General features: G+C 60.7%; 22 protein-coding genes and 3 pseudogenes. 8 read left to right on the top strand and 17 right to left on the bottom strand.

What is annotated here, in order from left to right:
* Positions 1 to 4: 4 nt before the first annotated feature.
* From ACZZZP_RS10880 to ACZZZP_RS10855, 6 genes and pseudogenes are all read right to left on the bottom strand, one after another.
* Positions 5 to 1,105 (bottom strand): WD40/YVTN/BNR-like repeat-containing protein, encoded by a 1,101-nt coding sequence (locus tag ACZZZP_RS10880; RefSeq protein WP_463382714.1) that lies wholly within the window; start codon positions 1,103 to 1,105, stop codon positions 5 to 7.
* 66 nt (positions 1,106 to 1,171) lie between these two features.
* A pseudogene (locus ACZZZP_RS10875) lies at positions 1,172 to 2,559 on the bottom strand (DUF1329 domain-containing protein).
* Positions 2,560 to 2,571: 12 nt separating this feature from the next.
* Positions 2,572 to 4,239 (bottom strand): DUF1302 domain-containing protein, encoded by a 1,668-nt coding sequence (locus tag ACZZZP_RS10870; RefSeq protein ID WP_463382712.1) that lies wholly within the window; start codon positions 4,237 to 4,239, stop codon positions 2,572 to 2,574.
* A 133-nt stretch (positions 4,240 to 4,372) separates the two neighbouring features.
* Positions 4,373 to 5,506, bottom strand: a complete 1,134-nt coding sequence (locus ACZZZP_RS10865; protein ID WP_463382711.1) for an FAD-dependent oxidoreductase — start codon at positions 5,504 to 5,506, stop codon at positions 4,373 to 4,375.
* A 348-nt stretch (positions 5,507 to 5,854) separates the two neighbouring features.
* On the bottom strand, positions 5,855 to 6,196 hold the full coding sequence (locus ACZZZP_RS10860) for a Rieske (2Fe-2S) protein (RefSeq protein WP_463382710.1): 342 nt from the start codon (positions 6,194 to 6,196) through the stop codon (positions 5,855 to 5,857).
* A 3-nt stretch (positions 6,197 to 6,199) separates the two neighbouring features.
* Positions 6,200 to 7,141 (bottom strand): VOC family protein, encoded by a 942-nt coding sequence (locus ACZZZP_RS10855; protein WP_463382709.1) that lies wholly within the window; start codon positions 7,139 to 7,141, stop codon positions 6,200 to 6,202.
* A 279-nt stretch (positions 7,142 to 7,420) separates the two neighbouring features.
* Here ACZZZP_RS10855 and ACZZZP_RS10850 point away from each other — a divergent pair.
* The 3 genes and pseudogenes from ACZZZP_RS10850 to ACZZZP_RS10840 all read left to right on the top strand — a co-directional run bounded on the left by ACZZZP_RS10850 (position 7,421) and on the right by ACZZZP_RS10840 (position 10,230).
* A pseudogene (locus tag ACZZZP_RS10850) lies at positions 7,421 to 8,345 on the top strand (LysR family transcriptional regulator).
* A 470-nt stretch (positions 8,346 to 8,815) separates the two neighbouring features.
* Entirely contained in the window at positions 8,816 to 9,973 is a 1,158-nt protein-coding gene (locus ACZZZP_RS10845; RefSeq protein ID WP_463382707.1) for an alpha/beta hydrolase family protein, read from the top strand.
* 104 nt (positions 9,974 to 10,077) lie between these two features.
* The gene (locus ACZZZP_RS10840; RefSeq protein ID WP_463382706.1) at positions 10,078 to 10,230 is read left to right on the top strand and encodes a hypothetical protein; all 153 of its coding nucleotides are present in this window, start codon (positions 10,078 to 10,080) and stop codon (positions 10,228 to 10,230) included.
* A 5-nt stretch (positions 10,231 to 10,235) separates the two neighbouring features.
* Here the strand turns inward: ACZZZP_RS10840 and ACZZZP_RS10835 are convergent, their stop codons facing one another.
* The 3 genes from ACZZZP_RS10835 to ACZZZP_RS10825 form a co-directional block, all read right to left on the bottom strand.
* Complete coding sequence (locus ACZZZP_RS10835) at positions 10,236 to 11,564, bottom strand: erythromycin esterase family protein (RefSeq protein ID WP_463536514.1); 1,329 nt, start codon at positions 11,562 to 11,564, stop codon at positions 10,236 to 10,238.
* 11 nt (positions 11,565 to 11,575) lie between these two features.
* A complete protein-coding gene (locus tag ACZZZP_RS10830; RefSeq protein WP_122496309.1) occupies positions 11,576 to 11,803 on the bottom strand; it encodes a PLD nuclease N-terminal domain-containing protein in 228 nt (75 codons plus the stop codon).
* A gap of 87 nt (positions 11,804 to 11,890) precedes the next feature.
* Positions 11,891 to 13,657 carry a thiamine pyrophosphate-requiring protein gene (locus ACZZZP_RS10825; protein WP_463382704.1) on the bottom strand — a complete coding sequence of 589 codons (1,767 nt, stop codon included), beginning with the start codon at positions 13,655 to 13,657 and terminating at the stop codon, positions 11,891 to 11,893.
* A 282-nt stretch (positions 13,658 to 13,939) separates the two neighbouring features.
* On the opposite strand from ACZZZP_RS10825, the gene ACZZZP_RS10820 reads away from it, so the two are divergent.
* The 4 genes and pseudogenes from ACZZZP_RS10820 to ACZZZP_RS10805 all read left to right on the top strand — a co-directional run bounded on the left by ACZZZP_RS10820 (position 13,940) and on the right by ACZZZP_RS10805 (position 16,088).
* Positions 13,940 to 14,113 carry a con-10 family general stress protein gene (locus ACZZZP_RS10820; RefSeq protein ID WP_122496313.1) on the top strand — a complete coding sequence of 58 codons (174 nt, stop codon included), beginning with the start codon at positions 13,940 to 13,942 and terminating at the stop codon, positions 14,111 to 14,113.
* 154 nt (positions 14,114 to 14,267) lie between these two features.
* Positions 14,268 to 14,831, top strand: coding sequence for an ATP-dependent Clp protease proteolytic subunit (locus ACZZZP_RS10815; protein WP_122496315.1), 564 nt, complete (start codon positions 14,268 to 14,270; stop codon positions 14,829 to 14,831).
* Positions 14,832 to 14,928: 97 nt separating this feature from the next.
* A pseudogene (locus ACZZZP_RS10810) lies at positions 14,929 to 15,910 on the top strand (SDR family oxidoreductase).
* A gap of 22 nt (positions 15,911 to 15,932) precedes the next feature.
* On the top strand, positions 15,933 to 16,088 hold the full coding sequence (locus ACZZZP_RS10805; RefSeq protein WP_463382702.1) for a hypothetical protein: 156 nt from the start codon (positions 15,933 to 15,935) through the stop codon (positions 16,086 to 16,088).
* 405 nt (positions 16,089 to 16,493) lie between these two features.
* On the opposite strand, the gene ACZZZP_RS10800 is transcribed toward ACZZZP_RS10805, so the two are convergent.
* The 3 genes from ACZZZP_RS10800 to ACZZZP_RS10790 form a co-directional block, all read right to left on the bottom strand.
* Complete coding sequence (locus ACZZZP_RS10800) at positions 16,494 to 16,742, bottom strand: metallothionein (RefSeq protein ID WP_122496319.1); 249 nt, start codon at positions 16,740 to 16,742, stop codon at positions 16,494 to 16,496.
* Between the two features lie 114 nt (positions 16,743 to 16,856).
* Positions 16,857 to 20,984 carry a CheR family methyltransferase gene (locus ACZZZP_RS10795; RefSeq protein ID WP_463536513.1) on the bottom strand — a complete coding sequence of 1,376 codons (4,128 nt, stop codon included), beginning with the start codon at positions 20,982 to 20,984 and terminating at the stop codon, positions 16,857 to 16,859.
* Positions 20,985 to 21,227: 243 nt separating this feature from the next.
* The gene (locus ACZZZP_RS10790; RefSeq protein ID WP_463382701.1) at positions 21,228 to 21,458 is read right to left on the bottom strand and encodes a DUF2188 domain-containing protein; all 231 of its coding nucleotides are present in this window, start codon (positions 21,456 to 21,458) and stop codon (positions 21,228 to 21,230) included.
* A gap of 367 nt (positions 21,459 to 21,825) precedes the next feature.
* On the opposite strand from ACZZZP_RS10790, the gene ACZZZP_RS10785 reads away from it, so the two are divergent.
* Positions 21,826 to 22,305 carry a CinA family protein gene (locus tag ACZZZP_RS10785; RefSeq protein ID WP_463382700.1) on the top strand — a complete coding sequence of 160 codons (480 nt, stop codon included), beginning with the start codon at positions 21,826 to 21,828 and terminating at the stop codon, positions 22,303 to 22,305.
* Positions 22,306 to 22,331: 26 nt separating this feature from the next.
* Here ACZZZP_RS10785 and ACZZZP_RS10780 read toward each other — a convergent pair whose 3' ends face one another.
* From ACZZZP_RS10780 to ACZZZP_RS10760, 5 genes are all read right to left on the bottom strand, one after another.
* On the bottom strand, positions 22,332 to 22,553 hold the full coding sequence (locus ACZZZP_RS10780; protein ID WP_122496327.1) for a hypothetical protein: 222 nt from the start codon (positions 22,551 to 22,553) through the stop codon (positions 22,332 to 22,334).
* Between the two features lie 29 nt (positions 22,554 to 22,582).
* On the bottom strand, positions 22,583 to 22,858 hold the full coding sequence (locus tag ACZZZP_RS10775; RefSeq protein WP_463382699.1) for a DUF1652 domain-containing protein: 276 nt from the start codon (positions 22,856 to 22,858) through the stop codon (positions 22,583 to 22,585).
* Between the two features lie 79 nt (positions 22,859 to 22,937).
* A complete protein-coding gene (locus ACZZZP_RS10770) occupies positions 22,938 to 23,120 on the bottom strand; it encodes a con-10 family general stress protein (protein WP_122496331.1) in 183 nt (60 codons plus the stop codon).
* A gap of 247 nt (positions 23,121 to 23,367) precedes the next feature.
* Positions 23,368 to 23,673 carry an NIPSNAP family protein gene (locus ACZZZP_RS10765; RefSeq protein WP_463382698.1) on the bottom strand — a complete coding sequence of 102 codons (306 nt, stop codon included), beginning with the start codon at positions 23,671 to 23,673 and terminating at the stop codon, positions 23,368 to 23,370.
* 17 nt (positions 23,674 to 23,690) lie between these two features.
* On the bottom strand, positions 23,691 to 24,230 hold the full coding sequence (locus ACZZZP_RS10760) for a hypothetical protein (protein ID WP_463382697.1): 540 nt from the start codon (positions 24,228 to 24,230) through the stop codon (positions 23,691 to 23,693).
* Between the last annotated feature and the right edge of the window lie 62 nt (positions 24,231 to 24,292).

Here is a 24,292-nt window from a genome sequence, read left to right as displayed (position 1 = left end):
AACCTCACTCCGATACAGCGAGGGCCGGTTGCGGTACGCGCAACAAGCCAGTGAAACCAGCCACCACCACGCTGCCATCGGCTGCCTGGATGACGCTGGAAACGGGTTTGCCCAAGGGCTTGGTAAACGGCACCAAGGCCGCGCCGTTGCCAACGGTGCGAAACAGCCCGCCGGCCTGATTGGCCAGCAGCACCTGGCCGTCGGCCAGGGCGGTGGCGTCGCTGAAGGACACCGGCATGGGCACGGGCAGTGGCTGGAAGCTGTCGCCGGCATCGGTGCTGATAAAGGCGTTGCCCTTCAGGCCGCCCACCAGCAGCGCCCCGTCGGCGCGGGTTTGCAGGGTGAAGAACGTGCCGGCATAGGGACTTTCCAGCTGCTGAAACGAAGCGCCGTCATCGCTGGACCGGGCCAGAAAACCCTGCTCGCCAGCGAGGAACCACTGACTGCCCTGACGGCCGATGGCGTACAGGTGCATGCCGGTGGGGTTGTCGATGTGGCCCACGCGTGAACGCCAGGTGGCGCCACCGTCGAGGGTTTCCAGTACCAGGCCGTACGCGCCGACGATCAGGCCGCGTTTGGCATCGACAAAGTGCAGGGCCAGAAACGGTTTGTCCGGGCCATCTGCAACCAGCCGCTCGGCGCTTTGCACGCGCGCTTCGGCATCGCCGGCATCCGCGGCCTGGGCCAGCTCGGCGTTGGCCGCGTCCAGTTCCAGTTGCGCTGCGCGCACGCCGTCCAGTTGCTTCGTCCAGTGTTCGCCACCGTCTGCCGTGGCGAGCACCACGCCGGCATGGCCAACGGCCCAACCGTGTTGGCCATCGACAAACTGCACCGCACTGAGGCTGACCGACACCGGCACCGAGGCTTGGCGCCACTGTTGACCGTTGTCGTCGGACAGCAGCACCAAACCGCGCTCGCCCACCGCCACCAGCCGGTCGCCGGCGCGCGCCAGGTCAATGACCACGGCTTTCTGTTCTGCCGCCACGTGCATAGCTGGCGTGGCCAAGGCGCTACCGACTGCTACGCCATCGGCGTGGCTGAACGCAGCGGCTAGCGGCAACAGCGCCGCCATGCACACGCGCCCCACCTGACAGATTCTGTTCATGCCCTGCCCCTTCAATTCGAAAAAAGCCGGTGGACCGCAGGCGATCCACCGCAAAACCACGCGTTGTTACCGCACGCCCGCGCCAGCCATGGCCGCTGGCGAGAACTCGGATGCTTTGTAGCGATCGACGATGCCGTATTGCTCGGCCAGACCGGTGTAGAGGTTCTGGACAAACCAGGCGCCGGACGTCAGGTCGTAGAAGCCGGACGACAATTGCGCCTGGGCAGGCAGGTCAGGCAGCACGGCCGGCAGCGACCACAAGGTTTTCGCCAGTTGGCCATTGGCATCCCAGCGGTCGCCCAGCATGGCTTGCCAGGTGTCTTCGTCGAGGTAGTAACGGCCCTTCGGCAACTGGTGGCGTTTGCCCGGAGCCAGTTCGGCTTCCACGACCCATACGCGATGCTTTTCCCAGCGCACGTAGTCGGGGTTTAGGTGATGGGCCAGGAACAGGTCTTCAGGCTTGGCGGCGGCCTGCACCTTGTTGGTGTTGTACGGGATGTACATCTCCTGCTTGCCCACCAGCTTCCAGTTGAAACGGTCCATGCGGCCCTGGAACACGCTGAGTTCGTCAAACGACATCACCCCGGCGGTGGCCGGCGTTGGCGTGTCGCAGCAGGCATTGGGCAGCTTGCGCACTCGGCGCTGGCCGCTCAGGTAAACGTGGGCTTGGGATTTGTCGCCGTTGATATTGGTACGGCCCATGATCTGCTCGCCGGCACGAATGGGCGGGCCGACGTTGAGCAAGCGGAACAGCCAGTAGTCACCGGCGAAGGTTTCCGGCGAACCGTCCTGGTAGTAGTAGGGCATTTCCTGAATGGCCGTGCCGTCGGTCGTCAGCACCTGGTTGCCGTCAGCGGTCATCAGGTAGTGACGAAAGTGCATGGCAATGGAGGTGCCGCGCCAGTTGAGGATGTGGTTCCACATCGCTTCGGCACCGTTTTGCGGAACCGGAAACGGAATGCCGCCAAACGCGCCTTCGGGCACCGGCCCGGCGCTGCTTTCCACCAGCTTGGCGCGGGTGGCGTTCTTCAGGGTGTTGTCGTATACCCACTGCGGCGCGGCAGCCGAGCGACGGGTTGGGTACACGTCGATGCGATAGGTTTCAGGGAAACGCTTGAACATCTCCTTGGTGCCATCGGTGAGCTGACCGGCGTACTGCGCCAGGTTTTCGAGGTGATGCTGAACAGCGGTTTGTCTGCTGCAAAGGGATCGGAACGCTTGCCGCCGGGCTTATAAGCCGGGTCCACTTTGGTGTAGCCGCCATCCCAAGCCGGAATGCTGCCGTCAGCGTTGCCGGCGCGTTCAGCCCCGAACGGCGTCAGGGTGGTGCCGAGCTTGGCCGCGTCTTCGGCGGAGGCGGCGAGTAGCGGCTGGCTGTTCAGGGCCAGGGTGCCGAGCACGGCAAAACACAGGGCTTTGAGCGTGAAGGCTGGTGTCTTTTTCAGCGATGTCATGGGCAGGTCCTGTTAGAACGTGGTCTTGACGGAGAAGGCCAGGTAATCCCGGTCTTTCAACGATTGCTTGAAGTTGAACTGGCTCTGGGCGTCGAGGTTGGTGTCGTCGGCGCCGTAGAAATGGGTGTACGTGAGCCCGGCGGTCACACGGTCCAGGTAGGTGGCGGTGATGCCGATGTTCATGTCGCCGCCACGGTTGGGGCCGAACGAGCTGACCACCGCCGACTTGCCCAGCGGGAAGTAGCTCAAGCCGACGGGAATCGAGATATCCACGCCGGAGAACAACTGGCGGTAAGTCGGCGTGTACACCACCTTGAAACCCAGGCCGTCGTCGGTGGCATCCGGGTCGAGCGCGGCGCGGTTTTTAGTGACGCTGAGCAGGCGATTCCAGGCGATCTCACCGACAAAGCTCGACTCACGCGCAACGAAGTTCGGGCCGAACGAGGCCAGCACGTTGAGGTTGATATGGGCGGTGCGGCCAACGGCGTACTGGGCGTCGTCATCGTTGTCGGCTTCCACGCCCGGCAGAATCGTGACGCCGTTGGACACCAGCGGCATGTTCCAGCGCAGCGAGGCTTCGCCGGCAAAGCTGTACTCGTCCACGGTGGTCGAGAAGCTGGCGCCCAGCGCACGAATGTCTTCCGGGTACACCCAGTAGAACTCGCCAATCTTGCCGCTGGCGAAGTCCGGCGCACCGGTGCCGGGCTTGAGATAGAGCTTGGGCGTTTTGTCGTGGTACTGAATCGCGTACAGGCCGTAGTCGACGGTTTCGGCGCTGTATTTCAGCTGCAAGCCGCCCTGCCCCGAGTCTTTCGCGTCTTTGTCTTTGCCGTGATAAAACGCCGCCGGGCTGTCTGGGTTGCCGCCGAGAAATGCCGGGAATGGCGCCCCGACCACGAGGCGCTCGTTGCCTTCACCGATGATGTCGCTGGTGGAGAAATAGCTACCGGACGCCGGCAGCCGGGTTTCTTCCCATTGCAACTGGTAGAAAGCGCCAACCGACACGTCATCAGTGAGTTGGTAAGTACCAGAGAGCTGATTGACCGGCCGGGTGATTTCTTTGAATTGGGTGTTAGGCACCGACTGCGCTTTCACCACATCAACCGGCGCCATGCCGCCGGCAATGCCGTTGGCACCGAAGAACAGGCTTTCGCCCCAGATCAGGCCGTGACGCCCCGCGCGCAGTGACAGCGAGCGGTCGGCCAGGTCGCCGTTCCAGTACACGAAGGCATCCAGCAATTCGCCATCGCCGCCGTGCAAGTGGCGGGTGTCGTCGGTGAATTCGTCATACGCCACCGAGCGCTGGTTGCTGCGGGCCGGATTGTCGTTGTCGTTGCTGCCCTGGTACTCCGTGTCGTACCACGCCGCGCCGCTCAGGCGAGCGCCGACGTTTTGATACGACATATCCAGTTCGGAGAGGATGTCCAGGCGGTTGGAGATCAAGCCTTTTTCAAAATTGCGATCGCCATCGTCCTGGTTGCGGGCAACCGTGCTCTCGCTGAGCTTGTGGCTCGGGTCTTGAGTGCGCCAGGCGGCACTGTACTTGGCGGTGTTGTCCCAGCGCAGACTGAAATCGCTGCTGCCGGTATCCACTTGAAAGGCATGGGCCGCACCGCTGCACAGCACCAGGGCGGCAGCGAGACTTCGGGTAAGCAAACTCGGTGTAAAGGGCGCAGACATGCAGACCGAGCGGCGCGCGAGCACCGCAGTCGAGGACCTAACCATCGCGTTAACCTCTTGTTTTTGTTTTGGTGTGGTAACTGCTGCTGTTGGTACATGCCGCGAACGCCCGACGGGCATTCGCGGGGTGAAATCAGATGGGCTCGGCCGTCAGCGCGAGCATTTGCTTGACCAGGCCGATGCGGTCGAACTCGCGGTCGTGCTGCATTTCTTTGTCGCCGGCCAGCACCGACTTCTCGCTGATGTATTTGCAGCGTTCGAAGCGGCGCTTCATGAAGCGCTGCAACTGCTCCTCCACGCTGCCGCCGGCGGTGAGTTCCTCACCAAGCACCACCGCATCTTCAATCGCCATGCCGGCACCCTGCCCCAGGTGCGGCGTGGTGGCGTGGGCGGCGTCGCCAATAATCAGCACGCGGCCGCGGTACCAAGGCTCGTCGACGAACACCACTTCCATGGGCTTGTAAACGACCTGGCTGCTGTCGGTGATTTGCTCGCGCAGTTCACCCACCAACCCGGTAAAACCTTGCATCCGCTCGCGCATTTTTTCGGCGAGGGTGGCGGTGTCCATCCAGGGGTTGTTGGGTTCGTGCGAGGTGAGAAACAGGTACATCAGATCGCCTGCCAGCGGCACCAAGCCGGCATTGCCGTCGGCGCTCTGGAAGTTGGCCAGGTGATCGATTTGCTCAGCGCGGGGAAAGTTGTAGCGCCACACCGACTGCCCGGTGAAACGGGGCGTGTAGGTGTCGCCAAACAGCAGACTGCGCACTTTCGAGTAGAGGCCATCGGCGCCGACCACCAGGTCGTAGTCGCCGCTGCTGCCGTCGGTGAACAGCACGTTGACGCTGTCGGCGTGCTCGGTAAGGGTTTCAACGCTCAGGCCCAAGCGCACGGCAGCGCCCAGCTCCATCGCGGTTTCGCTCAGCACCTTGTGCAACGCCAGGCGTGAGATGCCGACGTTGGCGGGATACTCCGGCCCAGCGAGACGCTGGCCTGGAATGCGTGCGAGCAGTTGCCCGGCTGGGCCATAAATGGCGACGTCTTCGAAGGCGTAGGCGGCGTCGAGGTAACCGTCGAGTACGCCCAGCTTGGCCATCTCGCGCACTACGTTGCTTTGCTGAATGATGCCGACGCCGTACACGGTCCATTCGGCTTTCAGCTCGATCAGGTCAACCGCAATGCCCTTACGCCGTAGTGCGATGGCGGCGCACAACCCACCAATACCACCGCCCACCACCAAGACTTTTTTAACCGCGTTGACTGCATTCATGGCATGTCTCACTTCTTATTTTTGTTCGCCGAACGGCGCACGCGCCGCTTCGTTGTGGGCCACTTTCCCGGCAAAGCAGGAAGATGACTAATCGCTTATAGGGATGGGATGTATCGCGTGGGGAGATACGTCCCGAACAAATTCAACGGCTGTTCACCCCTCTCCCAAAACAAACTCAACGGCTTTGCACCCCTCTCCCGCACGCGGGAGAGGGGCCGGGGGTGAGGGCCACTGCGCGCACAATCAAACGCCCCATCCAACACCGCTCCCCTCACCCTAACCCTCTCCCCAAAGGGGCGAGGGGACTGGAATTGTGTGTCGCCTGCTAGCAGCGGCGAGGAACAAAATTCATGGCGCTTGCACCACCAACCACCCTTCCTCTTCCCGCCAATTCACCGCCTGCAACCGCTCCCCCAAACACGGCCCGTACACACACTCCCCCGTCGCCGGAAGAAACTGCGCGCCGTGGGCGTAGCACATGATCAGTTGGCCATCGGCCGACATGAATCGGTCCTTGCGGTATTCCAGGCGTACGTCCAAGTGCGGGCAGCTGTTGCGGTACATGCGAATTTCACCGTTGTGGCGCAGCACAAAGAGGCTGTCTTTGCCGCGTTGCTCAGGGTCGAAACCCCGGGCTTGGCCTTCGGCAATGTCCTCGCTGCGGCACAGGGCAATTTCACCTGCGGCCACCGCTTAACCCTGCTTCGGTGGCGGACCACCCGGCGCCCATTTCTCTTTCGAGGTGAACAGGAACAGCTGCGAGTTATCGGCGGTCAGGGGCGCAACGCGGGCTTCCCAGGCGTCGTCGTGTTTGTCCATGTCGGCGTCGTACTCGATGTGGCAGCCCAGCGGGCTGTTGAAGTACCAGAACCAGTTGGAGCCAAACAGGTGACGGCCCGGGCCCCAGAAACTGGTCCAGCCCTTTTGCTCAAAACGCCGACCGGCCAACAGCACTTCGGTGCCGCTGCCCATGTGGAAGGTGAAGTGCTCGCAGCCTTTCATGTGTGGCGGGGTCTGGATCATGAACAGGCAGTGGTGATCGTCCGAGCCTGCCGGGCGCATAAACGGGCCGGCGCCGACAAAAGTGTCAGTGGTTTTAAAGCCCAGGCGGTTGGCATAGAACGCCTCGCCTTTGGCCGCGTCTGGCACGAAATACACCACGTGCGACAAAGTGCGCGGCACAGCGGCCATGTCGAGGGTGATGCCCGGCTGGTTCAGCGGGCGCTGCGGCTCATGGCCGGGAGCGTTGCTGAGATCTGCCGGTGCGGTGAAGGTTTTGCGTACGGTGAGCTGGAAGCCGATGGCGAAACCGAGGTCGTCGACACTGTGCAGCACGCCCTGCTCGTCGCGGGTTACCAGGCGGTCGCGACCCAGTTCGTCTTCGATGGCATCGAGGTCAGCGGCGCTGGCGACGCCATAAATGGTTTCGCGAATCGAGGGAGCCGGGCCGATAGCGGCTGGCAGGGTTGGGTCGTCGGCGCGGCGAATGACGACAGCGGTGCCGTCCAATGCCTCAAAGCGCCCGCCGTTGGCGTCAACGCCCACAGGGTGCAGGCCGTAGTCACGCAGGCAATCGGTACAGGCTTGGATGTCATCGACACCAAAGATCAGGGCGTCAAGGCCAATGATGTTCATGGCTACCACTCCATTGAAATTATGATCCGGCGCGAGGAGAACGACGCCGGTGGTGGTGTCGGTCACGGCCGACTGCGGCGAACTGTGCCGTCGGTGTGGGCAGCTGACTAATCGCGAGTTGGGATGTGACCTATCGGCAATCGCGATACCAGCGCGCACACCCATAGCGCCTGGCGGATAGCCGAAAACGGAGCAGGAGAATTCCGAGGCAGGGTTGACGAAGCGATGGTTTGACTCGAATGTATCGCCAAAATAAATACAAGAACGAGATTGACCGCCATGCGTTTCAACCACCTGGACCTCAACCTCCTGGTGGCGCTGGATGTGTTGCTTGAAGAGCAGAACATCACCCGCGCCGCTGAACGTCTGCACATGACTCAGTCCGCCACCAGCGGCGTGTTGGGTCGCCTGCGCACCTACTTCGAAGACGACTTGCTGGTGCAAGTCGGCCGCCGAATGCAGCCCACGCCCTACGCGCTGGAGCTGACCAAACCTGTGCGCGAAGTGCTGCTGACCATTCAATCGTCGATCACCGCCAAGCCGGTGTTCGACCCCAGTACCAGCAAGCGCCACTTCCGCCTGGTGACGTCCGACTACCTGATCAGCGTGCTGTTTGCCCAGGTGATCGAACGCATCCACCAAGAGGCGCCGCACATCACGTTCGAAATGATCGGCCCCAGCGACAACTCCGGCGAACTGCTGATACGCGGCGAAGTCGACCTGATGATCGTGCCCGACCGCTACACCCTCGAAGGTCACCCTTCGCAACTGCTGTTCGAGGAAGAACACGTGTGCGTGGTGTGGAACGGCAACACCCAAGTGGGCGAGCACCTGACCCTGGAAAAGTACATGGAGATGGGCCATGTCTCGGTGGGTTTCGGCCGCTCGCGACACATGAGCATCGAGGAATGGTTTATCACCCAATACGGCTTTAACCGGCGCCTGGAAGTGATCACCAACGACTTCAACACCCTGCCCCAGTTGGTGGTTGGCACGCAGCGCATCGCCACCATGCACCAGCGTTTGGCGCGCTTATACGCCGCGCATTTGCCGCTACGGATTTTGCCGCCGCCGGTCAAAATTCCGCTGATGCGTGAAGTGATGTTGTGGCACCGCAGCGTGGACGGCGACCCGATGCACTCGGTGGTTGAGGGAACGCATCAGTGCGTTTATTCAGAGCGTGGATCAGGCTAAGGCGGCGTGATGAATACCTTTGCCGAGCTAGCGTGTACGGCTTGAAATACTGGATCCCCGCGTGCGCGAGGATGACGGAGGTTTTGATGACGGGCGCGGTATAAAGCTCGGCGCGTGCGGTGGTGACGGAGGTTTTGTTCAAGACACCCGTCATCCTCGCGAACGCGGGGATCCAGAATCTTGGATGTGACGCAGGTTTTGATAACAGGCGCGGTATAGACAGATCACGCGCAAATCAAAATCTCGCGGCTAAAGCCGCTCCCACAGAACCACAGTAACTTTGTGGGATCGGCTGTGCCGCCATTCCACTTTAGCCACGATGCCTTCGACCCAAATCCAACCCCACCCAGGTATCGCCCCACCCGATACCTCACATCCCCACTCACGATTGGCCAACTACCTCGCCGCTCCTTACCGTGCCCACTAGCACGGGCCTGCCTGGCCCACTTCCGCCTGGCACGAATAAGGACAACAACAACCATGTTCCGCTACTTCCCTACCAACTACGTCTGGAACCTCTCCGTCGACCTGGCCATCGAAATGGGCGCCCGCCTCGGCGAGATCGAGGAAATGTGCGCGCCGTTGCAAGAGGCCGCCAAGCAACCCGACGCCGCTGGCACCAAGGCCTTCCGCGAAACCTGGCAGAAGATGGCCGACAAACTCTGCGGCCTTGCCGAAGAAGACGAACAGCACGGCCGCTTGCTGTCGGCCGGCGAAAAATACAACCGCGCCGCCACCTACTACCTCACCTGCGAACGCCTGCAAGCGCACGGCGCCGAAGGCCGCACAGCGCTGTATCAAACCTTTCTGCACACCTTCGCCCGAGGCATCGAACTGTCGCAGGAGAACTGTGAGCGGGTCGAAATTCCATACGAAGGCGCGCACATTTCCGGCTTGCTGGTGCGTGCCGAAGGCGTGAGCGGCCCGCAGCCGATTCTGGTGCAGGTCAATGGCCTGGATTCCACCAAGGAAATGAAATACCGCGTCGGCCTGCCCGCCTGGCTGGCCAAGCGCGGCGTCGCCTCGTTGATCATCGACCAGCCGGGCACTGGCGAAGCGCTGCGGTTGCACAACCTCACGGCGCGTTACGACAGCGAGCACTGGGCCAGCCGCGTGGTGGATTGGCTGGAAACCCGCAGCGAGTTCGATGCCAAACGCATTGGGCTGGAAGGCGTGTCCCTCGGCGGTTATTACTGCCCGCGCGCGGTGGCGTTTGAGCCGCGTTTTGCCTGCGGCGTGGTGTGGGGTGCCAACCACGATTGGCGCGATGTGCAGAAACGTCGTCTGGAAAAAGAAGGCAGCTTCCCGGTACCGCATTACTGGGCGCACGTGCGCTGGGTGTGGGGCGCGAAGGATCAGGACGACTTTATGGCCATCGCCGAAAACGTGCACCTGGACGGCGTGCTCGACCGCATCAAGGTGCCGTTCCTGGTGACCCACGGCGAAAAAGATTCGCAGATCCCGCTGAAATGGGCGCATCGCACCTACGAGCAATTGGTCAACAGCCCGAAACGCGAGCTGAAAATCTTCACCGAGCGTGAAGGCGGTGTGCAGCATTCGAGTTTCGATAACAGCATTAACGCCGGCCATTACATTGCCGATTGGGTGGCGGAAACCTTGGGTGGACGTACCGCCTGATTGTTCCGCTGAATAAAAAAACGCCGGTTCGTCCGGCGTTTTTTTATGGGCCAAGCCGGCGTGCGCGCCGCTATACCGTCAGCCTCACCGAACAAGGGCGCGCGTTGCATGATCGCGTGTTGAAAGTGGTGCTGGAACGTGAGCGGCGTTTGCTGAGTGACTTCTCGGCGCAGGAAGTCGACACCCTGGTCAACCTGCTCAGCCGTATGCAAAGCAAGGTTGCCTACGTGAACGAGTACGACCCGCCCTCCCCTTAATCGCGCTACAGGCCAAACGGATAGGTGTCGGTTTCGTGGCTGGCCTCACCGGCAGGCGCGACGAGCGGCGTGACTGGCGTGGTGGTTTCGAACCATAGGTAGGCGTCGTACTGCTCGCCCAGTACGCTTTCAAAATAGTGACTCTGACGCTCGCTTTGCGGCCGGTAAATCACACCGATGGCGCGTTGTAGCAAGGTTTCGCTGAGGGCGTCGCGCAGGCCCTGTTTGTCGGCGCCGCGCCAGTCGGTAAGCGATTGCGGCACGCCGGCCTGCACAAACTGCTGTTCCCAACTGTCGGGCCGCGAAGGCTGCACGCGCTTAAAGCGCATGGGCGAACCCCAGTCGTCGGCGGCGGCCACTTCGCCACGGTCGGTGCCCATGCCGATCAGCACCGCATCGTCGCCCCAGGCCACACGACTGAGCTGCCCGAGATTGAATTCCCCTTGCCAGCCCATAGCTGTGGCGGCGGCATCGCCGATGTGCGAGTTATGCGCCCATACCACCGCTTTGGCCTTCGGGCCTCGGTGTTTGAGCAACTGCTTGAGGGTGTCGAACATGTGGTTGTCGCGCAGGTTCCACGACAGCGCCGAGCCTCGGTACATCAGCCGGTAATACTGCTCGGCGGCACGCACCACGCGGGCGTTCTGCGCGGCGTTGAACATCGCCTCGCTGCCTTCGAGGCTTTCCAGGCGCGCCCAGAGTAATTCGTGCAACTGGTCGAGCACGGCTTGCTCGCACGAGTCGCGACCGCCCCACTCCACCCGTTCGCCATAGGCCGCGGGGTTGTCTTGCCAGGGCGTCAGGCATTCGTAGCGCTTGCGCGCTTCGGCGGCGCGGGTCGGATCGTTGGCGTCGAGGTAGGTGAGCACCGACTCCATCGAGGAGCGCAGGCTGTACAGGTCGAGCCCGCGAAACTCGACGCGCTGCTCGGCCGCTAATGGCTGGTTATGACGGTGCAGCCAACGCACGAACGCCAGCACTTCGCGGTTGCGCCACATCCAGGTCGGAAAGCGGCCGAACAGCGGTTCGCTGTGCTCGGTTTGCGGAAGATGACGCACATGGGCATCGATGCGCGCGGCGTCGGGCCAGTCGCCTTCGATGGCCACAATGTTGAAGCCGTGGTGCTCGATGAGGTGGCGGGTGATGGCCGCTCGCGCGCGATAAAACTCGGCGGTGCCGTGGCTGGCTTCGCCGATCAGCACCACCTTGGCGTCCGCGTAACGGCTGAAGAGCGCGCCGAACGCCGGGTCATCCACGGCCGGCAATGACTCGGCATTGGCGCGCAGCAGCGCGGGCAAATCCCTCACGTCGCGTTCGCGCTTTCTCACCCCCATCGCGCAGCGCCCTAGCCTTTACTGTGTTCGGCCGAGCTGGGCCCACCGCCCATGCCGCGCGGCCCGGCGATGGCCCAGTAAATCAGGCCCAGCACGGGGAAGATGGCGATGGCCAGGGCCCACAGCGACTTCGTCGAAACGCTCTTGCTGCTACGGAACACGCTGATGATGGCCCAGATATCCAGGACCACCAGAATGGCGCACAAGCCTATCCAGATGTAGGCGTTTAACTCGGGCATGACGGTTTCCTCCGGCATTGACTGTCTTAATTTCGGCCACGGCAAGCGCCGTCAGGTTCAGGCATTTTTTCCATGGCGCGCATTGGCTTACGACAGCAGTTGCTTGGCGCTTTGTTTGATCACGCTCCAGGCTTTGGGGTCGTTGCTCAGTAAAGCGCCGCCCAGGGCCTTGGCTTTTTCGAAGCTGATATGCGGCGGCAACGGCGGCACGCTGGGGTCGGTGACCACTTCCAACAACACCGGCCGCGTGGCCGTTAGCGCGCGCTTCCAGGCGTCGGCTAATTGCTCCGGCGCGTCCACGCGAATGCCTTCAAAGCCCAACAGTTCGGCATAGCGGGCGTAGGGAAATTCGATCACATGTTGCGCCGGGGTGAACTCCGGGTCGCCGGCTTTGGTGCGCTGCTCCCACGTCACCTGATTGAGGTCGTGGTTGTTGAGCACCAGCACGATAAAGGTCGGCGTCTGCCAGCGTTGCCAATACTGCTGCACCGTAAGCAGCTCGCTGTTGCCGTTCATTTGCATGGCGCCATCACCCACCATGGCGATGACAGGCCGCTGCGGGTGCGCCAGTTTCGCGGCGATGGCATAGGGCACGCCACTGCCCATGGAGGCCAACTTGCCCGACAACGAGGCGAGCATGCTGGGCTGCAGGTTGACGTCGCGCGCGTACCAGTTGGTGTGCGATCCGCTGTCGCCGCACAAGATGGCATCCGCCGGCAATTGCGCGCTCAGCTCGGTAAACACGCGCTGCGGATTGACCGGCTCGGCGCTTTTCATTGCGCGGCTGTGCAGTTCTTCGCGGCTACGCTGCACCTGCTTTTCAATGCCCTGGCGCCAGGCTTTGCTGCGTTTAGGTTTAAGCAAGGGAAGCAGGCGCTGCAGCGTTTCCTTGGCATCGCCGAGCAACGGTTGGTCGATGGGATAACGCATGCTGATGTTGCGGGCGAACAGGTCGATTTGCACCGCCTTGGCCTGGCCGGGTTTCGGTAAGAATTCGGCATAGGGAAACGTGGTGCCGATCATCAGCAGCGTGTCGCAACGGCGCATCAACTCATCGCTGGCGCGGGTGCCGAGCAAACCGATGGAGCCGGTGACATATGGCAAGTCATCGCTGAGCACCGCCTTCCCCAGCAGCGCCTTGGCTACGCCGGCGCCCAACGCGTTGGCTACCGCTTCCACTTCCAGGTGCGCACCGATGGCGCCCGCGCCCACCAGAATCGCCACGCGCCGGCCGGCGTTGAGCAGTTCAGCGGCGGCGGTTAAATCTTCGTCACGGGCGTAAGGGCGCGGTGGAATAAAACCGAAGCCCGATTGCACCACGCCGTGTTTTTGCGGCGGCGTGGCCACGGCTTTCATCTGCTGAACGTCGTTGGGCAGGATTACGGTGGTCACCTGCCGCTCGGCCACGGCGATGCGCAACGCGCGGTCCAGCACATGACGAAGCTGCACGGGGCTGCCGACGGTTTCCACATAGGCGCTGACGTCTTTGAACAGCGTGTGCAGGTCGACTTCTTGCTGATAGTCGCTGCCCAGAGAGGTTTGCGCCTGCTGGCCGACAATGGCGAGCACCGGTTGGTGATCGAGTTTGGCGTCGTACAGGCCGTTCAACAGGTGAATCGCGCCCGGCCCTGAGGTGGCCATGCACACGCCGATCTCGCCGGTAAATTTCGCATGGGCACAGGCCATGAATGCGGCCATTTCCTCGTGACGCACGCGGATGTAATCGAACTGTTCAGCGTGGCGCCCCATCGCGCCCATGATGCCGTTGATGCCATCGCCGGGGTAACCAAAGATGCGTTTTACGCCCCACTGGCTGAGGCGTTCGAGTAAGAAATCAGCGACGGTATCGCTCATGGGCAGGGCTCCGTTGTTTACCAGGACTGGTAAGGACGACTGCCTGCTAAGGCGGGAGGTTCCGCCGATTCGATGGGTGCCCGTTGCGCCCTTAATGGCGTGGTGATTGCGTAACGATGGTTCCGGCATAGCCATAATACCGATCCTTGGCATCACCGTAATATCTCTTATATATCAATCATTTATCGTTTAAAAAAATCCTGAACCAAGCGTGATTTGCACCGGCCCTATTTTCTGTGGCGGGCAATTTCGCCGGTCACCAAATTGTTTAGGAGACAGATCATGACTACTAGCAATAAGAACCCAGGCAACTTCGCTAACGACCGTCAAAAAGCTTCCGAAGCCGGCAAAAAAGGCGGCCAAGCCAGCGGCGGTAACTTCGCCAACGATCGTCAGAAAGCCTCTGAAGCCGGCCGCAAAGGTGGTCAGAACAGCCACGGCGGCGGCCGCGGGTAAGTGAAAACGAGCCCATGCAAACGAGGGTCTGCGCTGTCAGACCCTCACCCCTACTTAGCCTGACGAGCAGCCCTTCCCTCGTCGGAACAGTGCAACTTTCCCGCCCCATTCTGGCTCAACGGCTAAGACGACCTGCAGCTAACGAGGCGAGCCGATGACCGAACATATCGTTCACTTTCACTGCCAAATCGATCAAGGCACCACCGAGCATTTTCGTGATTGCTGCCTGGAAGCCATGGAACAAGGTGCCACCTCCTTGCTGCTGAACTTGTCCACCACCGGCGGCAGCACCAACTTTGGTTTTAGCCTGTACACCTTTCTCAAATCCTTGCCGATTCCGGTCATGGCGATTAACGCCGGCAACATCGAGTCGATGGGCATCATCATGTACCTAGCGGCTCAGCACCGCATTACGGCGCCCCATTCGCGGTTTCTGATTCACCCGATGAATTGGTATTTCAACCAGAGCTCGGTCGATCACCAGCGTCTGCGCGAATACCTTTCCAGCCTCGATAACGACCTGGCGCGGTACGTAAAGATTTTCGAAGTGGAAACCGCTACGGCCGCCACCAAGCTGGATATTTTCAAAAGTTTGTCGGCGGAAGAAAAAGTCATCGCGGCCCATGAATCGCTGGCCTATGGCTTGGCGCACGAGATGAAGCAAACCGTGTTTGGCGACGACGTTAAACACTGGAAAGTGCGAGGTGGCCAAGGATGAGTGCCGCGCGCCTGCACTCCGTCGGCCAAGCTGAATTGTGTCGCGCTTGTTCGAGTCAGCCCCTTACACCCCAACGTTAAAACTGGAGGCTGACTTTATGCATACCCGTTCATTGAAACTCGCCACGGTCGTCATCACCGGTGCCTCCAGCGGCATCGGCCGCGCCGCCGCCCAGGCGTTCGCCCGTGAAGGCGCGCGCTTAGTGTTGGCCGCGCGCGACGCTGAGGCGCTGGAGCACGTGGTAGAAGAATGCAAAGCCTTGGGCGCGCAGGCCATCGCGGTGCCCACGGACGTCACCCAGAATGCCGACATGGAAAACCTCGCCAGCAGCGCGGCGGTGTTTGGCGAAGGCCGCATCGATGTGTGGATCAACAACGCCGGCGTCGGCGCCGTCGGCAGCTTTGACGACACGCCGCTGGCGGCCCATGAACAAATCGTGCAGACCGACTTGCTTGGCTACCTGCGCGGCGCCTATGTGGTGTTGCCGTACTTCAAGAAGCAGCATGCGGGCGTGTTGATCAACACCTTGTTCTGTCGGCAGTTGGGTCGCGCAGCCATACGCCGCCGCTTATTCAGCGAGCAAATACGGCTTGCGCGGCTTGACCGAAGCCTTGCGCGGCGAGCTGACCCAATGGGCAGATATTCACATTTGCGACGTGTACCCCGCCGTCATCGACACCCCCGGTTTTCGCGATGGCGGCAACTTTTCCGGCAGCGCATTGAAGCCGCCACCGCCCGTTTACGACCCACGCCTGGTGGCCGAAGCGATGGTGAAACTAGCGCTCAATCCAAAGCCCAGCAAAACCGTTGGCGCCACCGCTGTCGCATTGCGTTTGGGGCATTTCCTGATGCCGGGATTTGCCCAGCTGTCCGGCTTGCTGACTGGCCTGGCATTAAAGCGCGGCCGACGCAGCGCTACTTCCTCCGGCAACCTGTTCGGCACACCCAGTGGCGAGCGCCGTATCGACGGCGGCTGGCGCGCGGCCGGCTATGGCAATGAAAAACTGATGTACTCGGCGGCGGCGGTGATTATTGGGTCCGGGCTGTTGTGGTGCCTGGCTAAACGTAGCAATCGATAACAACCCACACGAGGAAATGACCATGAGTGCAGGTAACGACAACACGCCAATTGCGGACGAAATTAACGACCCGGGGAATGAAGATCCGGGCTCGGTTTGGCCGGTTCAGCAGGAGCAAACGCCCAAGCCGCAGATTGATGAGGCTGAGGAGGTTTATGAGCAGGATGATGCGGAGTAGAGGGTTGGGGTATGCGGGTGGCCCGGCGTGCGCTGTCCTTCTGATTTTTATGCGCTGAAGGATTCTGGATCCCGAATCGTCGGACCGCCGCCTTCGCGGAGATGACGGTGTGGGGTTGGGGAGTTGATGATTATTCCATGACCCCATAAAGACACCCGTCATTCCCGCGCAGGCGGGAATCCAGAGTGGTGCGCCGGGGCGCTATCTTGAAAAACTCAAGGTCTCTACGTCAGGCTTCGCTGCGCTCAACCCATCCTACGACTCCCTTAAGGTGTTTATCTGCTGAACGACCCTGGATCCCGAATCGTCGGACCGCCGCCTTCGCGAGGATGACGGGGTGGGGTTGGGGATTTGATGGTCATTACCTGACCCAGTAAAAATAACCCGCCATCCATGCTCCTCCCCTCACGGCGAAATCGGATCACTCGCCGGAAACGTCTCTTCCAGCGCGCTATCCAAATCCCCTTCATTCACGTCGCGGTCGTCTTCCTTGCTGCTGCTTTCGCAGTGGCAGTCCGCCGACGGGCATTTCTCGCCGTGTTGGTGATGGGTCGCGCACGCTTCGCTGCAGTACAGCTCGCCGTCGTGGTTGTACACGGTGCCTTCGCTGACTTCGCATACGCAGCCTGGACAGCCACATTGGTTGGGTTTCATAGCCACCTCCACATCAGTTATCAAACAGCCCGACGCCGCAGTCTTGCGCGTCGGGTGTGTCTTTTAACTGACCGTGGGGCGCCGCTGTTCAACCCATGTCGGCGACCAATGGTTTCACCCTTTCAGCGCGCCCAGTTCCAGGGCCGTGCGTTGCAAGATTTCCAGTGACACTGGCTTGCTTACATGGGCGTTGAAGCCGGCTTGGTAGGCTTGTTCCACATCGGTGACAGCGCCGAATCCAGTCAGAGCAATGGCCGGTGTTTTCTCCCAACCGCTGAGTTGACGGACTCGCCGCATCAGCTCGTGACCGTCCATACCGGGCATGCTGATGTCCGAGAGAATCAGGTCGTACTGATTGCCTTCCAGCAACGCCAGTGCGCCCTCCCCCTCGCCAGCGGTGTCGACCAGCGCGCCTTCGAGTTCGAGCAAGGCTTGCATCACTTCGCGAATGTCGTCGGAGTCATCCACCAGCAGCACGCGCACGCCGGTGAATTGGCCCTCGGCCGGCTGTTCGGAGAAGTCCAGGTCGGTAAGGCTCTGGTACAGCGGCAGCCACACGGTAAAGGTTGAGCCCTGCCCCAGGCCCGGCGACTGCGCTTCAATGCGCCCGCCCTGGGCTTCAATCAATTCACGCACCAGGGCCAGGCCGATGCCTAATCCGGGTTTGCGGGGCGCGCGATGGGCTTCGGGGGCCTGGCCGAACAGGTCGAATATTTTCGGCAGCGATTCGGCAGCAATGCCTTGGCCATCGTCGTGCACGGTAACTTTCAGGAAGTCGTCTTCCTCGCTCAGACCCACACGAATAGCGCCGCCGTCCGGGGTGAATTTCACGGCGTTGTTGAGCAGGTTCCAGAGAATCTGTTCCACGCGCACCGGGTCGGCTTCAGCCACCAAGGGATCGCAACCAGGCGACGGCAGATCGACTTCGATGCTGATGTCTTTTTCCCAGGTTTCGGCGCTCAACACGCTAGTGATTTCTTCGAGAATGTTCTGCACGATCACCGGGCCGACGTTGAGTTTGAGCTTGCCGGTGTTGATGCGCGACAGGTCGAGCAAGTCGTCGATGATGCGTGCCTGGCTGGACACGGCATTGAGGATGGTTTCCACCGCACGGGCCGCCACCGCCTGGGATTTCACCACGGACAAACGCGCCACCAGCTCGGCGTTGAGTTGAATCAGGTTCAGCGGGTGTTTGAGCTCGTGGGACATCATGGCGAAGAACTCGTCGCGCATGCGGATGTTGCGCTGGTTCTGTTCCAGCCGGTTTTCCTGCTCGGCTTCCACGCGTTTTTTGCCGGTGATGTCGCGGCCGATCATGGCGTACCCGTTGGGGCCGCCGTTGGGCAAGGCGGTGACTACGCTGTTGCAGAAAAAACGGCTGCCGTCGCGGCGCGCGTGCCAGCAGTCGTCTTCCACTCGGCCGGTTTGGGCGGCGCCTTGCAACTGCCGATTGATCATTTGCGTGCGTTGTTCTTCGTCGCCGTAAATCAGTTCGGCGTGCTTGCCCATCACGGTCTCTTCGCTGTAGCCATAGGCTTGCTCGGCGCCTTTGTTCCAGCCGGTGATGCAGCCCTGATGGTCGAGCGTGATGATGATGTAGTCCTGCGTGCTCTCGGCCACCAGGCGCAAGCGCTCCTCGCTTTGCCGTGCCTTTTCCTCGGCTGCGCGCCGTTGGGTGATGTCGATAAAGGTCAGCACCGCGCCGTCGATCAGGTTGTCGGTGGTGCGGTACGGCAGAATCCGCGCGATGTACCAACGGCCATTAACGCCGGCCACTTCGCGTTCCATGGAGCGCAGCGATTCAAAGGTTTTGCTGGCATCAATGGCCATGTCCGGGTAGTCGAGACGGTGGGTGATATCCAGCAGCGAACGGCCATGGTCGCTGGCAATGATGTTGAAAATTTCGGTGGCGCGCGGGGTGAAGGATTTGATCCGCATCTGGTGGTCAACGAACACCGTGGCGATGTCCGTCGAGGCGATCAGGTTTTGCAGGTCGTCGTTGATCTTGCCGGTTTCTTCTACCTTGGTTTTCAGCTCCAGGTTAACGGTGATCAGCTCTTCGTTGATCGACTGCAATTCTTCCTTGCTGGTTTCCAGCTCTTCGGTGGTCGAGCGCAGTTCTTCGTTGATGGCCTGCAGTTCTTCGTTTGAGGCCTTGAGCTCTTCGGTCGAGGTTTCCGATTGTTCGATGGTGCCTTGCAGCTGCTCTTTGGTGCGTTGCAGTTCGCTTTCCAGCTGGGCCAGCACATTGTCTTTGGCGTCGGCATGGGCGGGCTTGGGGTCCTCGCTCATGGTTTCTTCGACTTCATCGAAAATCACCAGGGCGAAGTCGGTGTCCAGGTCGCGGAACGGGCGCACCACCATATTGATGAACCTGCTAACGCCGTCGCGCTCGTGTTTAACCCGCCGTGCCTCCACGCTCTTGCGCGACTGGAAAGCCTGAAACAACGCCGTACGCAATTCCAGGCGCAACGAGGGATGAATCAACGACAACAGGCTGTGGGAGGGCTCGCCACCGGCGTGGCGAAGGTAACGCCCAACCTGCTCGGACATGTGCACGATCTGTGAGTCGTGATTGACGATCACGCTGGGCGGCGCGTACTGCTCCAATACACGGCGATGCACTTCGGCAAAGGAAATACGCGCGCTCTGCGCTACTTTCCTGCTCGGTTCCACCGTAACGCCGGGGTACACATTAACGGCTAGTTGCGCACTGGAGCGACTGGCGGTTGTCACCGACTTGGTGCGGAAAATACGGTTCTTCTTATCTACGGCCACGAACAGATCGCCACAGGCATCTGCCGACTCGGAACTGCCGAGCATCAGGTAGCCACCGGGCATCAAGGCGAAGTGGAACATGCGCAGAATTTCAGCCTGCACGTCGCGGTCGAGGTAGATCAGCAGGTTGCGGCAGGAGATCAGGTGCACTTTGGAAAACGGCGGATCGCGTAGCAAGTTGTGCATGGCGAACAGCACCCGCTCGCGAATTTCCTTTTTCACTCGGTAGCGCGACTGCTCTTTGCTGAAGTACTGCCGCAGGCGCTGCGGCGGGATGTCCGGGATAATCGCCTCGGGGTACAGCCCCCCTCGGCCGATGGCGATTGAGCGCTCGTCGATGTCGGTGGCGAACACCTGGAACTTGCGACCGCTTTCGCTTTGCTCCGCATGGTCGGCCAGCAGCATGGCCATGGAATAGGCTTCCTCACCCGAGGAGCAGCCTGCCGACCACACACGCACCTGGCTTTCTTCGTCAGTGGGCATTTCAAACAGACGCGGAATGACATCGCGTTCAAGTGCTTCGAAGGCGTCGCGGTCACGGAAGAAGTTGGTCACACCAATCAGCATGTCGCCCAGCAACTGGGTGGTTTCAGCGGGCGTGCTTTGCAGGTATGCGCGGCAGGCCGGCAGGTCGCGCAACTGGTTGACCTGCATGCGCCGCTCGATGCGGCGAATCACGGTGGCGCGTTTGTAGTGTTTGAAATCGTGGCCAGTACGGGTGCGCAGAATGCCGAGAATTTCGCGAAAAGCGGTTTCGGCGGCGCCGGCCTCTTCCTCGTCCATCTCCTGGCGCACCGATGCCTGCAGTTGCACGTCCGAGGTCAGCTGAATGCTGCGCATGGTCTCCCACAATTCGAGGATTTTTTGCGGCAAGTCGGCGACCGGCAGCACGAAATCCACCTGGCCGGTGGCGATGGCGGCGCGCGGCATGCTGTCGTACTCGGCGTCGTCGGGGCTCTGACACAAGGTCACCCCGCCCTGCTCCTTCACGCGGCACATGCCGGCGGCGCCATCGCTGCCGCTGCCGCTGAGAATCAGCGAAATGGCGCGCTCGCTATGGGCGTCGGCGAGGGTGCGCAGGAACACGTCGATGGCGATATGGCGCGGCTGGTCGTTGGCCAGCGGTGTAACGCTCAGGTAACCATCGTTCATGGTCAATTGCTGGGCGGGGGAAATCAGGTAGATGCAGTTCTGCTCAATGGGCACCGGCTGGGTGATCTGGCGAACCTTCATCTTGGTGACTTTCTGCAGAATGCGGTCGGCGGTGCTCTCGTGTTTAGGCGAGAGGTGCATCACCACCACGAACGCTAGCCCGGTGTTATTGGGCAGGTTCTCGAACAGCTTCAACAGCGCTTGCAGCCCGCCCGCCGAAGCGCCGATGCCCACCACGGGAAAGCGCAGGTGACTGGGTTGAATAGTCGACGCCTCTTTGGCGCTCTTGCTAGAGCCGGTAGCCTTGCTCATACGTTCTCCGTGGGCCACCCGCTGGAGTGCAGTTCACTCATCGCGCAGCTAAAAAAAATACAAAACCTCGCTGACCAACCGACGGTTGCCGAACTGCGAACGCGTAACCGACATTTTGCCAAGCGCACAGAATATAAACGTGAAATGGACGGAAAAGGCTTAGCCAGCCGCCTTAAAAAAGTGGCCGGTATTGAAGCAGAATCCAGGGGGCGATTCAAAAGCCGTTGAAGGCGGCGCTGGCATTCAACCCGCTGAGCGGCGGGGGTCAGCACTTCGCGGGTACGTGCGCTCTTCTTCCAGGGTGCCATCTTCGCGATGAATCTTCACCGAGGCGGCCGTGGCCTTGTTGTCCAGCAGCTCGGCGGTTTTGTGCAAGATGCTGGCTTTGGTTTCGGCAGTGGTGATGGTGGTTTCGGTTTTTTCTTGCTTGAGCGCCCAGCCATTCAAAACGGGGACGATGTGATAGTTGTTCATCGCTGTATTCCTGTTGTGTCCCAGCGCTATCCGGCTGGGTGAAAGGATTTGCCGTTTGCCCGGCTCGCGGGGCAAGACCAAACGGCGCGTAAAGCGAGTGCGAGGGTGGCCCTGTCAGGCCTAATTCGTTGTTCGCTGTCGGCGGAACCTGTTGCTGCATTTGACCGATTGTTCTCTTCGGAGCGCGGCATTTTCATATCAGTTCAGCATTTTTTTCGCCCGACCCAAGCGCGTAACCAAGCGAAACGCCTGGAATTTCCTCTCGGTGTCCGCTCGTGTTGCTGAAACAAAATTCCCGCTCCGGTTGCCCTAGCTTGTAACGGCCTGCACACACAACAACGGCCGAGCACGCGCAGGAGAAATGCCTATGGAACTCGCCCAACAAGTCGTCGACTTTCTTCAATCCCAAAACCGCACGCTGGCCACCGCCGAGTCGTGTACGGGCGGGCGCGTCGCCGCCCTGCTCACTGAAGCACCCGGCTGCGGCAGCTGTTTGAATTGTGGTTACGTGGTGTATTCGCCCGAAGCCAAGAAACGCCTGCTCGGCGTGCGCCAGATGACCATCGACACCTTTGGCCTGACCAGCGAGGAAATTACCGTGGAAATGGCACGCGGTGCCTTGCAGGTGAGCAGCGCCGACACGGCGGTGGCCACCACCGGAGTCTCCGGAGAGCAAGCCATGGACGGCGTATTGCCCGGTACCGTGTGGTTCGCCTGGGCGTACAAAGTGGGCAATGACGTTCATGTAGCGACCCACAAAGAGCGTTTCTTCGGTGACCGCCAAGAGGTCCAGCTCAACAGCGCGCGGTTCGCCCTGGAAGGCGTGATGCGCCATCTGCCGAAATAAACGTGGGCAGCCCTGGGCCGGCGCGCTCAGGGCTGTTTGTAGTGCGCTGGGGTTTCGCCTTTTTCGTGGGTTCGGGTGATTTTGCTCACCTCGATGTCGGTGATGTTCATCGGCGACTCGCCCTGATGCTTAGCCTCCAATTCCGTGCGTGCCTGAGCCACCGACAGGGTGTCAGCGCTTGAATGCAGCTCTTCATGCATCGGTTGGTTATTCAGCACATAGCTGACCAGAAAAAGATGCTTACTCATGACTGCCTCCCGTGCAGTGTCAGGCGTTCTCAGCCCATGTTCCGATTCGCAACGGTATCGTTGCCTTGCGCCTCAGGAATCAGCGCGTCGCGCAATTCCAATACCAGCCGGGATAAGGCCCGGCTGCTGTTCAATTCCGCCAGCGGCACGCCCGTGATGGACACCGTGCGGTGTGGCGGATCGGCAGCGGTCAGGTGCAGATCCAGCGATGTGCCGTCGCGGCTGGTGCAACGGCAGCGATGCGGCAGCAAACCCTGCTCGATAATTCGACTGACTTCTAAAAAGGATAACGGTTGACCGGCCATGTGGACGCTCCCGTCTGCGATGCGACCGATAAAAAAAGGGCCTGGAAACCAGACCCCTTTTCCGCGTGGCAGCAGCTAATTAGCTGCGTCCACCGCCGTGGCTATTCTGGCCACCTTTCTTGCCCGCTTCGGACGCCTTCTCACGGTCATTGGCAAAATTGCCGCCGCTGTTGTGGCCGCCTTTTTTGCCTGCTTCAGACGCCTTCTCTCGGTCGTTGGCGAAGTTGCCCGGATTGTTGTTGCCTGAGTTGTTGGTAGTCATTTCTTCCTCCAAACATACGGTCAGTTGTTAGAGGCTGTATTGCCTCCACAGAGTATCTGTCCCGCTCACTGCGAAGATGGTTCAGAGGTTTTTCACTTTTTTAACCCATTGATAAATAAGCAATATTACGCCGATGGCGGGCAGATATCAGAGGCGAGGAAAAATGATTGCAGAGGGACAGTTGATTGCCAGCGGCGGTCGTGCGAAACCGCCGTTTGCATGGAGAGATACGGGGATGCGCCGAGCTTTACTTAAACACCGGGCGAAAGAAACTTCGTTCGTAGCTGAGGACGCACTGCGTGTCTTGAGCATATTGGAACGCCGCCAAGCACTGCGCGTCGTTCATCGAGGCCTGGCGATACTGTTCGTACGTGGCCAGGCTAGGGAAGGTAAACAATGCCAAGGCGATATTGTTGGCACCCTCAGACGGCAGGAAGTAGCCATGGTGCTGGCCGCCGAAACGCTCGACCAGGGGAATCCACAACTTACCGTAATGTTCGAATTCCTTGAGCTTGTTCGGATCGAGCACGTAGCGCAGGTAGCAGGTAACCATGTCGGTGGACTCCTTGATTATTTAACGAGGAAATCCTTGCCCCACAGGCGCACTGCTTTTGGACCTTCTACCGGGCCTTGGAAAATAAACGCCTGGCGCACGCCGATTTTGGCCGGAACGGTCACTTCTTCCGGGTTAGCCGAATCGGGGGCCAGGTTGCTGGCGTAGTCCTCACCGTCGACGGCGAGCAGCGCACCGTTATCCCACAGGTTTATCAGGCGTACGGGCTTGTCGGTGAGGTTCTTGAAACCGAACAGGGCTTCAAGGTTGCCGTCCACGGCGCTGACTTTCAGCAGCTTGACCTCGACCTTGCCGTCGAGCTGGTCGCTTTGCGAGATGATAAAAGCGCCATCCGCACCTTGCGCCGATTCACGGCCTTCGGTCACACCTTCCGAGGCGCCGCCGAGCAAGTTCTTGCCAGCCGAGATGGCAGACGACACCGCCGCTTTGGCCGATTCCTTGAGCGTGCTGCTGTCTGGCGCGGGCTCTTCGGCGCAGGCGATACCGGCGCTCAATAGCGCGGCCAGTGCCAGGCTGATTCCTGATGGCTTGCCCATGGGTGTTGCTCCTTGTGTGATGCGGCTCGGGGCGGCTGTTTTAGCACAGCCGCCGGCGGAAA

The organism is Pseudomonas sp. AC211 (assembly GCF_979258055.1).
The sequence above is the reverse complement of the archived record's forward strand: the minus strand, read 5'-3'. Positions and strand labels throughout refer to the sequence as shown.

Bases quoted from the DNA above. Each gene is read 5' to 3' on its own strand.
- ACZZZP_RS10880 (WP_463382714.1), bottom strand. From the start codon at position 1,105: ATGAACAGAATCTGTCAGGTGGGGCGCGTGTGCATGGCGGCGCTGTTG.
- ACZZZP_RS10870 (WP_463382712.1), bottom strand. From the start codon at position 4,239: ATGTCTGCGCCCTTTACACCGAGTTTGCTTACCCGAAGTCTCGCTGCC.
- ACZZZP_RS10865 (WP_463382711.1), bottom strand. From the start codon at position 5,506: ATGAATGCAGTCAACGCGGTTAAAAAAGTCTTGGTGGTGGGCGGTGGT.
- ACZZZP_RS10855 (WP_463382709.1), bottom strand. From the start codon at position 7,141: ATGAACATCATTGGCCTTGACGCCCTGATCTTTGGTGTCGATGACATC.
- ACZZZP_RS10845 (WP_463382707.1), top strand. From the start codon at position 8,816: ATGTTCCGCTACTTCCCTACCAACTACGTCTGGAACCTCTCCGTCGAC.
- ACZZZP_RS10835 (WP_463536514.1), bottom strand. From the start codon at position 11,564: ATGGGGGTGAGAAAGCGCGAACGCGACGTGAGGGATTTGCCCGCGCTG.
- ACZZZP_RS10830 (WP_122496309.1), bottom strand. From the start codon at position 11,803: ATGCCCGAGTTAAACGCCTACATCTGGATAGGCTTGTGCGCCATTCTG.
- ACZZZP_RS10825 (WP_463382704.1), bottom strand. From the start codon at position 13,657: ATGAGCGATACCGTCGCTGATTTCTTACTCGAACGCCTCAGCCAGTGG.
- ACZZZP_RS10820 (WP_122496313.1), top strand. From the start codon at position 13,940: ATGACTACTAGCAATAAGAACCCAGGCAACTTCGCTAACGACCGTCAA.
- ACZZZP_RS10815 (WP_122496315.1), top strand. From the start codon at position 14,268: ATGACCGAACATATCGTTCACTTTCACTGCCAAATCGATCAAGGCACC.
- ACZZZP_RS10805 (WP_463382702.1), top strand. From the start codon at position 15,933: ATGAGTGCAGGTAACGACAACACGCCAATTGCGGACGAAATTAACGAC.
- ACZZZP_RS10800 (WP_122496319.1), bottom strand. From the start codon at position 16,742: ATGAAACCCAACCAATGTGGCTGTCCAGGCTGCGTATGCGAAGTCAGC.
- ACZZZP_RS10795 (WP_463536513.1), bottom strand. From the start codon at position 20,984: ATGAGCAAGGCTACCGGCTCTAGCAAGAGCGCCAAAGAGGCGTCGACT.
- ACZZZP_RS10790 (WP_463382701.1), bottom strand. From the start codon at position 21,458: ATGAACAACTATCACATCGTCCCCGTTTTGAATGGCTGGGCGCTCAAG.
- ACZZZP_RS10785 (WP_463382700.1), top strand. From the start codon at position 21,826: ATGGAACTCGCCCAACAAGTCGTCGACTTTCTTCAATCCCAAAACCGC.
- ACZZZP_RS10780 (WP_122496327.1), bottom strand. From the start codon at position 22,553: ATGAGTAAGCATCTTTTTCTGGTCAGCTATGTGCTGAATAACCAACCG.
- ACZZZP_RS10775 (WP_463382699.1), bottom strand. From the start codon at position 22,858: ATGGCCGGTCAACCGTTATCCTTTTTAGAAGTCAGTCGAATTATCGAG.
- ACZZZP_RS10770 (WP_122496331.1), bottom strand. From the start codon at position 23,120: ATGACTACCAACAACTCAGGCAACAACAATCCGGGCAACTTCGCCAAC.
- ACZZZP_RS10765 (WP_463382698.1), bottom strand. From the start codon at position 23,673: ATGGTTACCTGCTACCTGCGCTACGTGCTCGATCCGAACAAGCTCAAG.
- ACZZZP_RS10760 (WP_463382697.1), bottom strand. From the start codon at position 24,230: ATGGGCAAGCCATCAGGAATCAGCCTGGCACTGGCCGCGCTATTGAGC.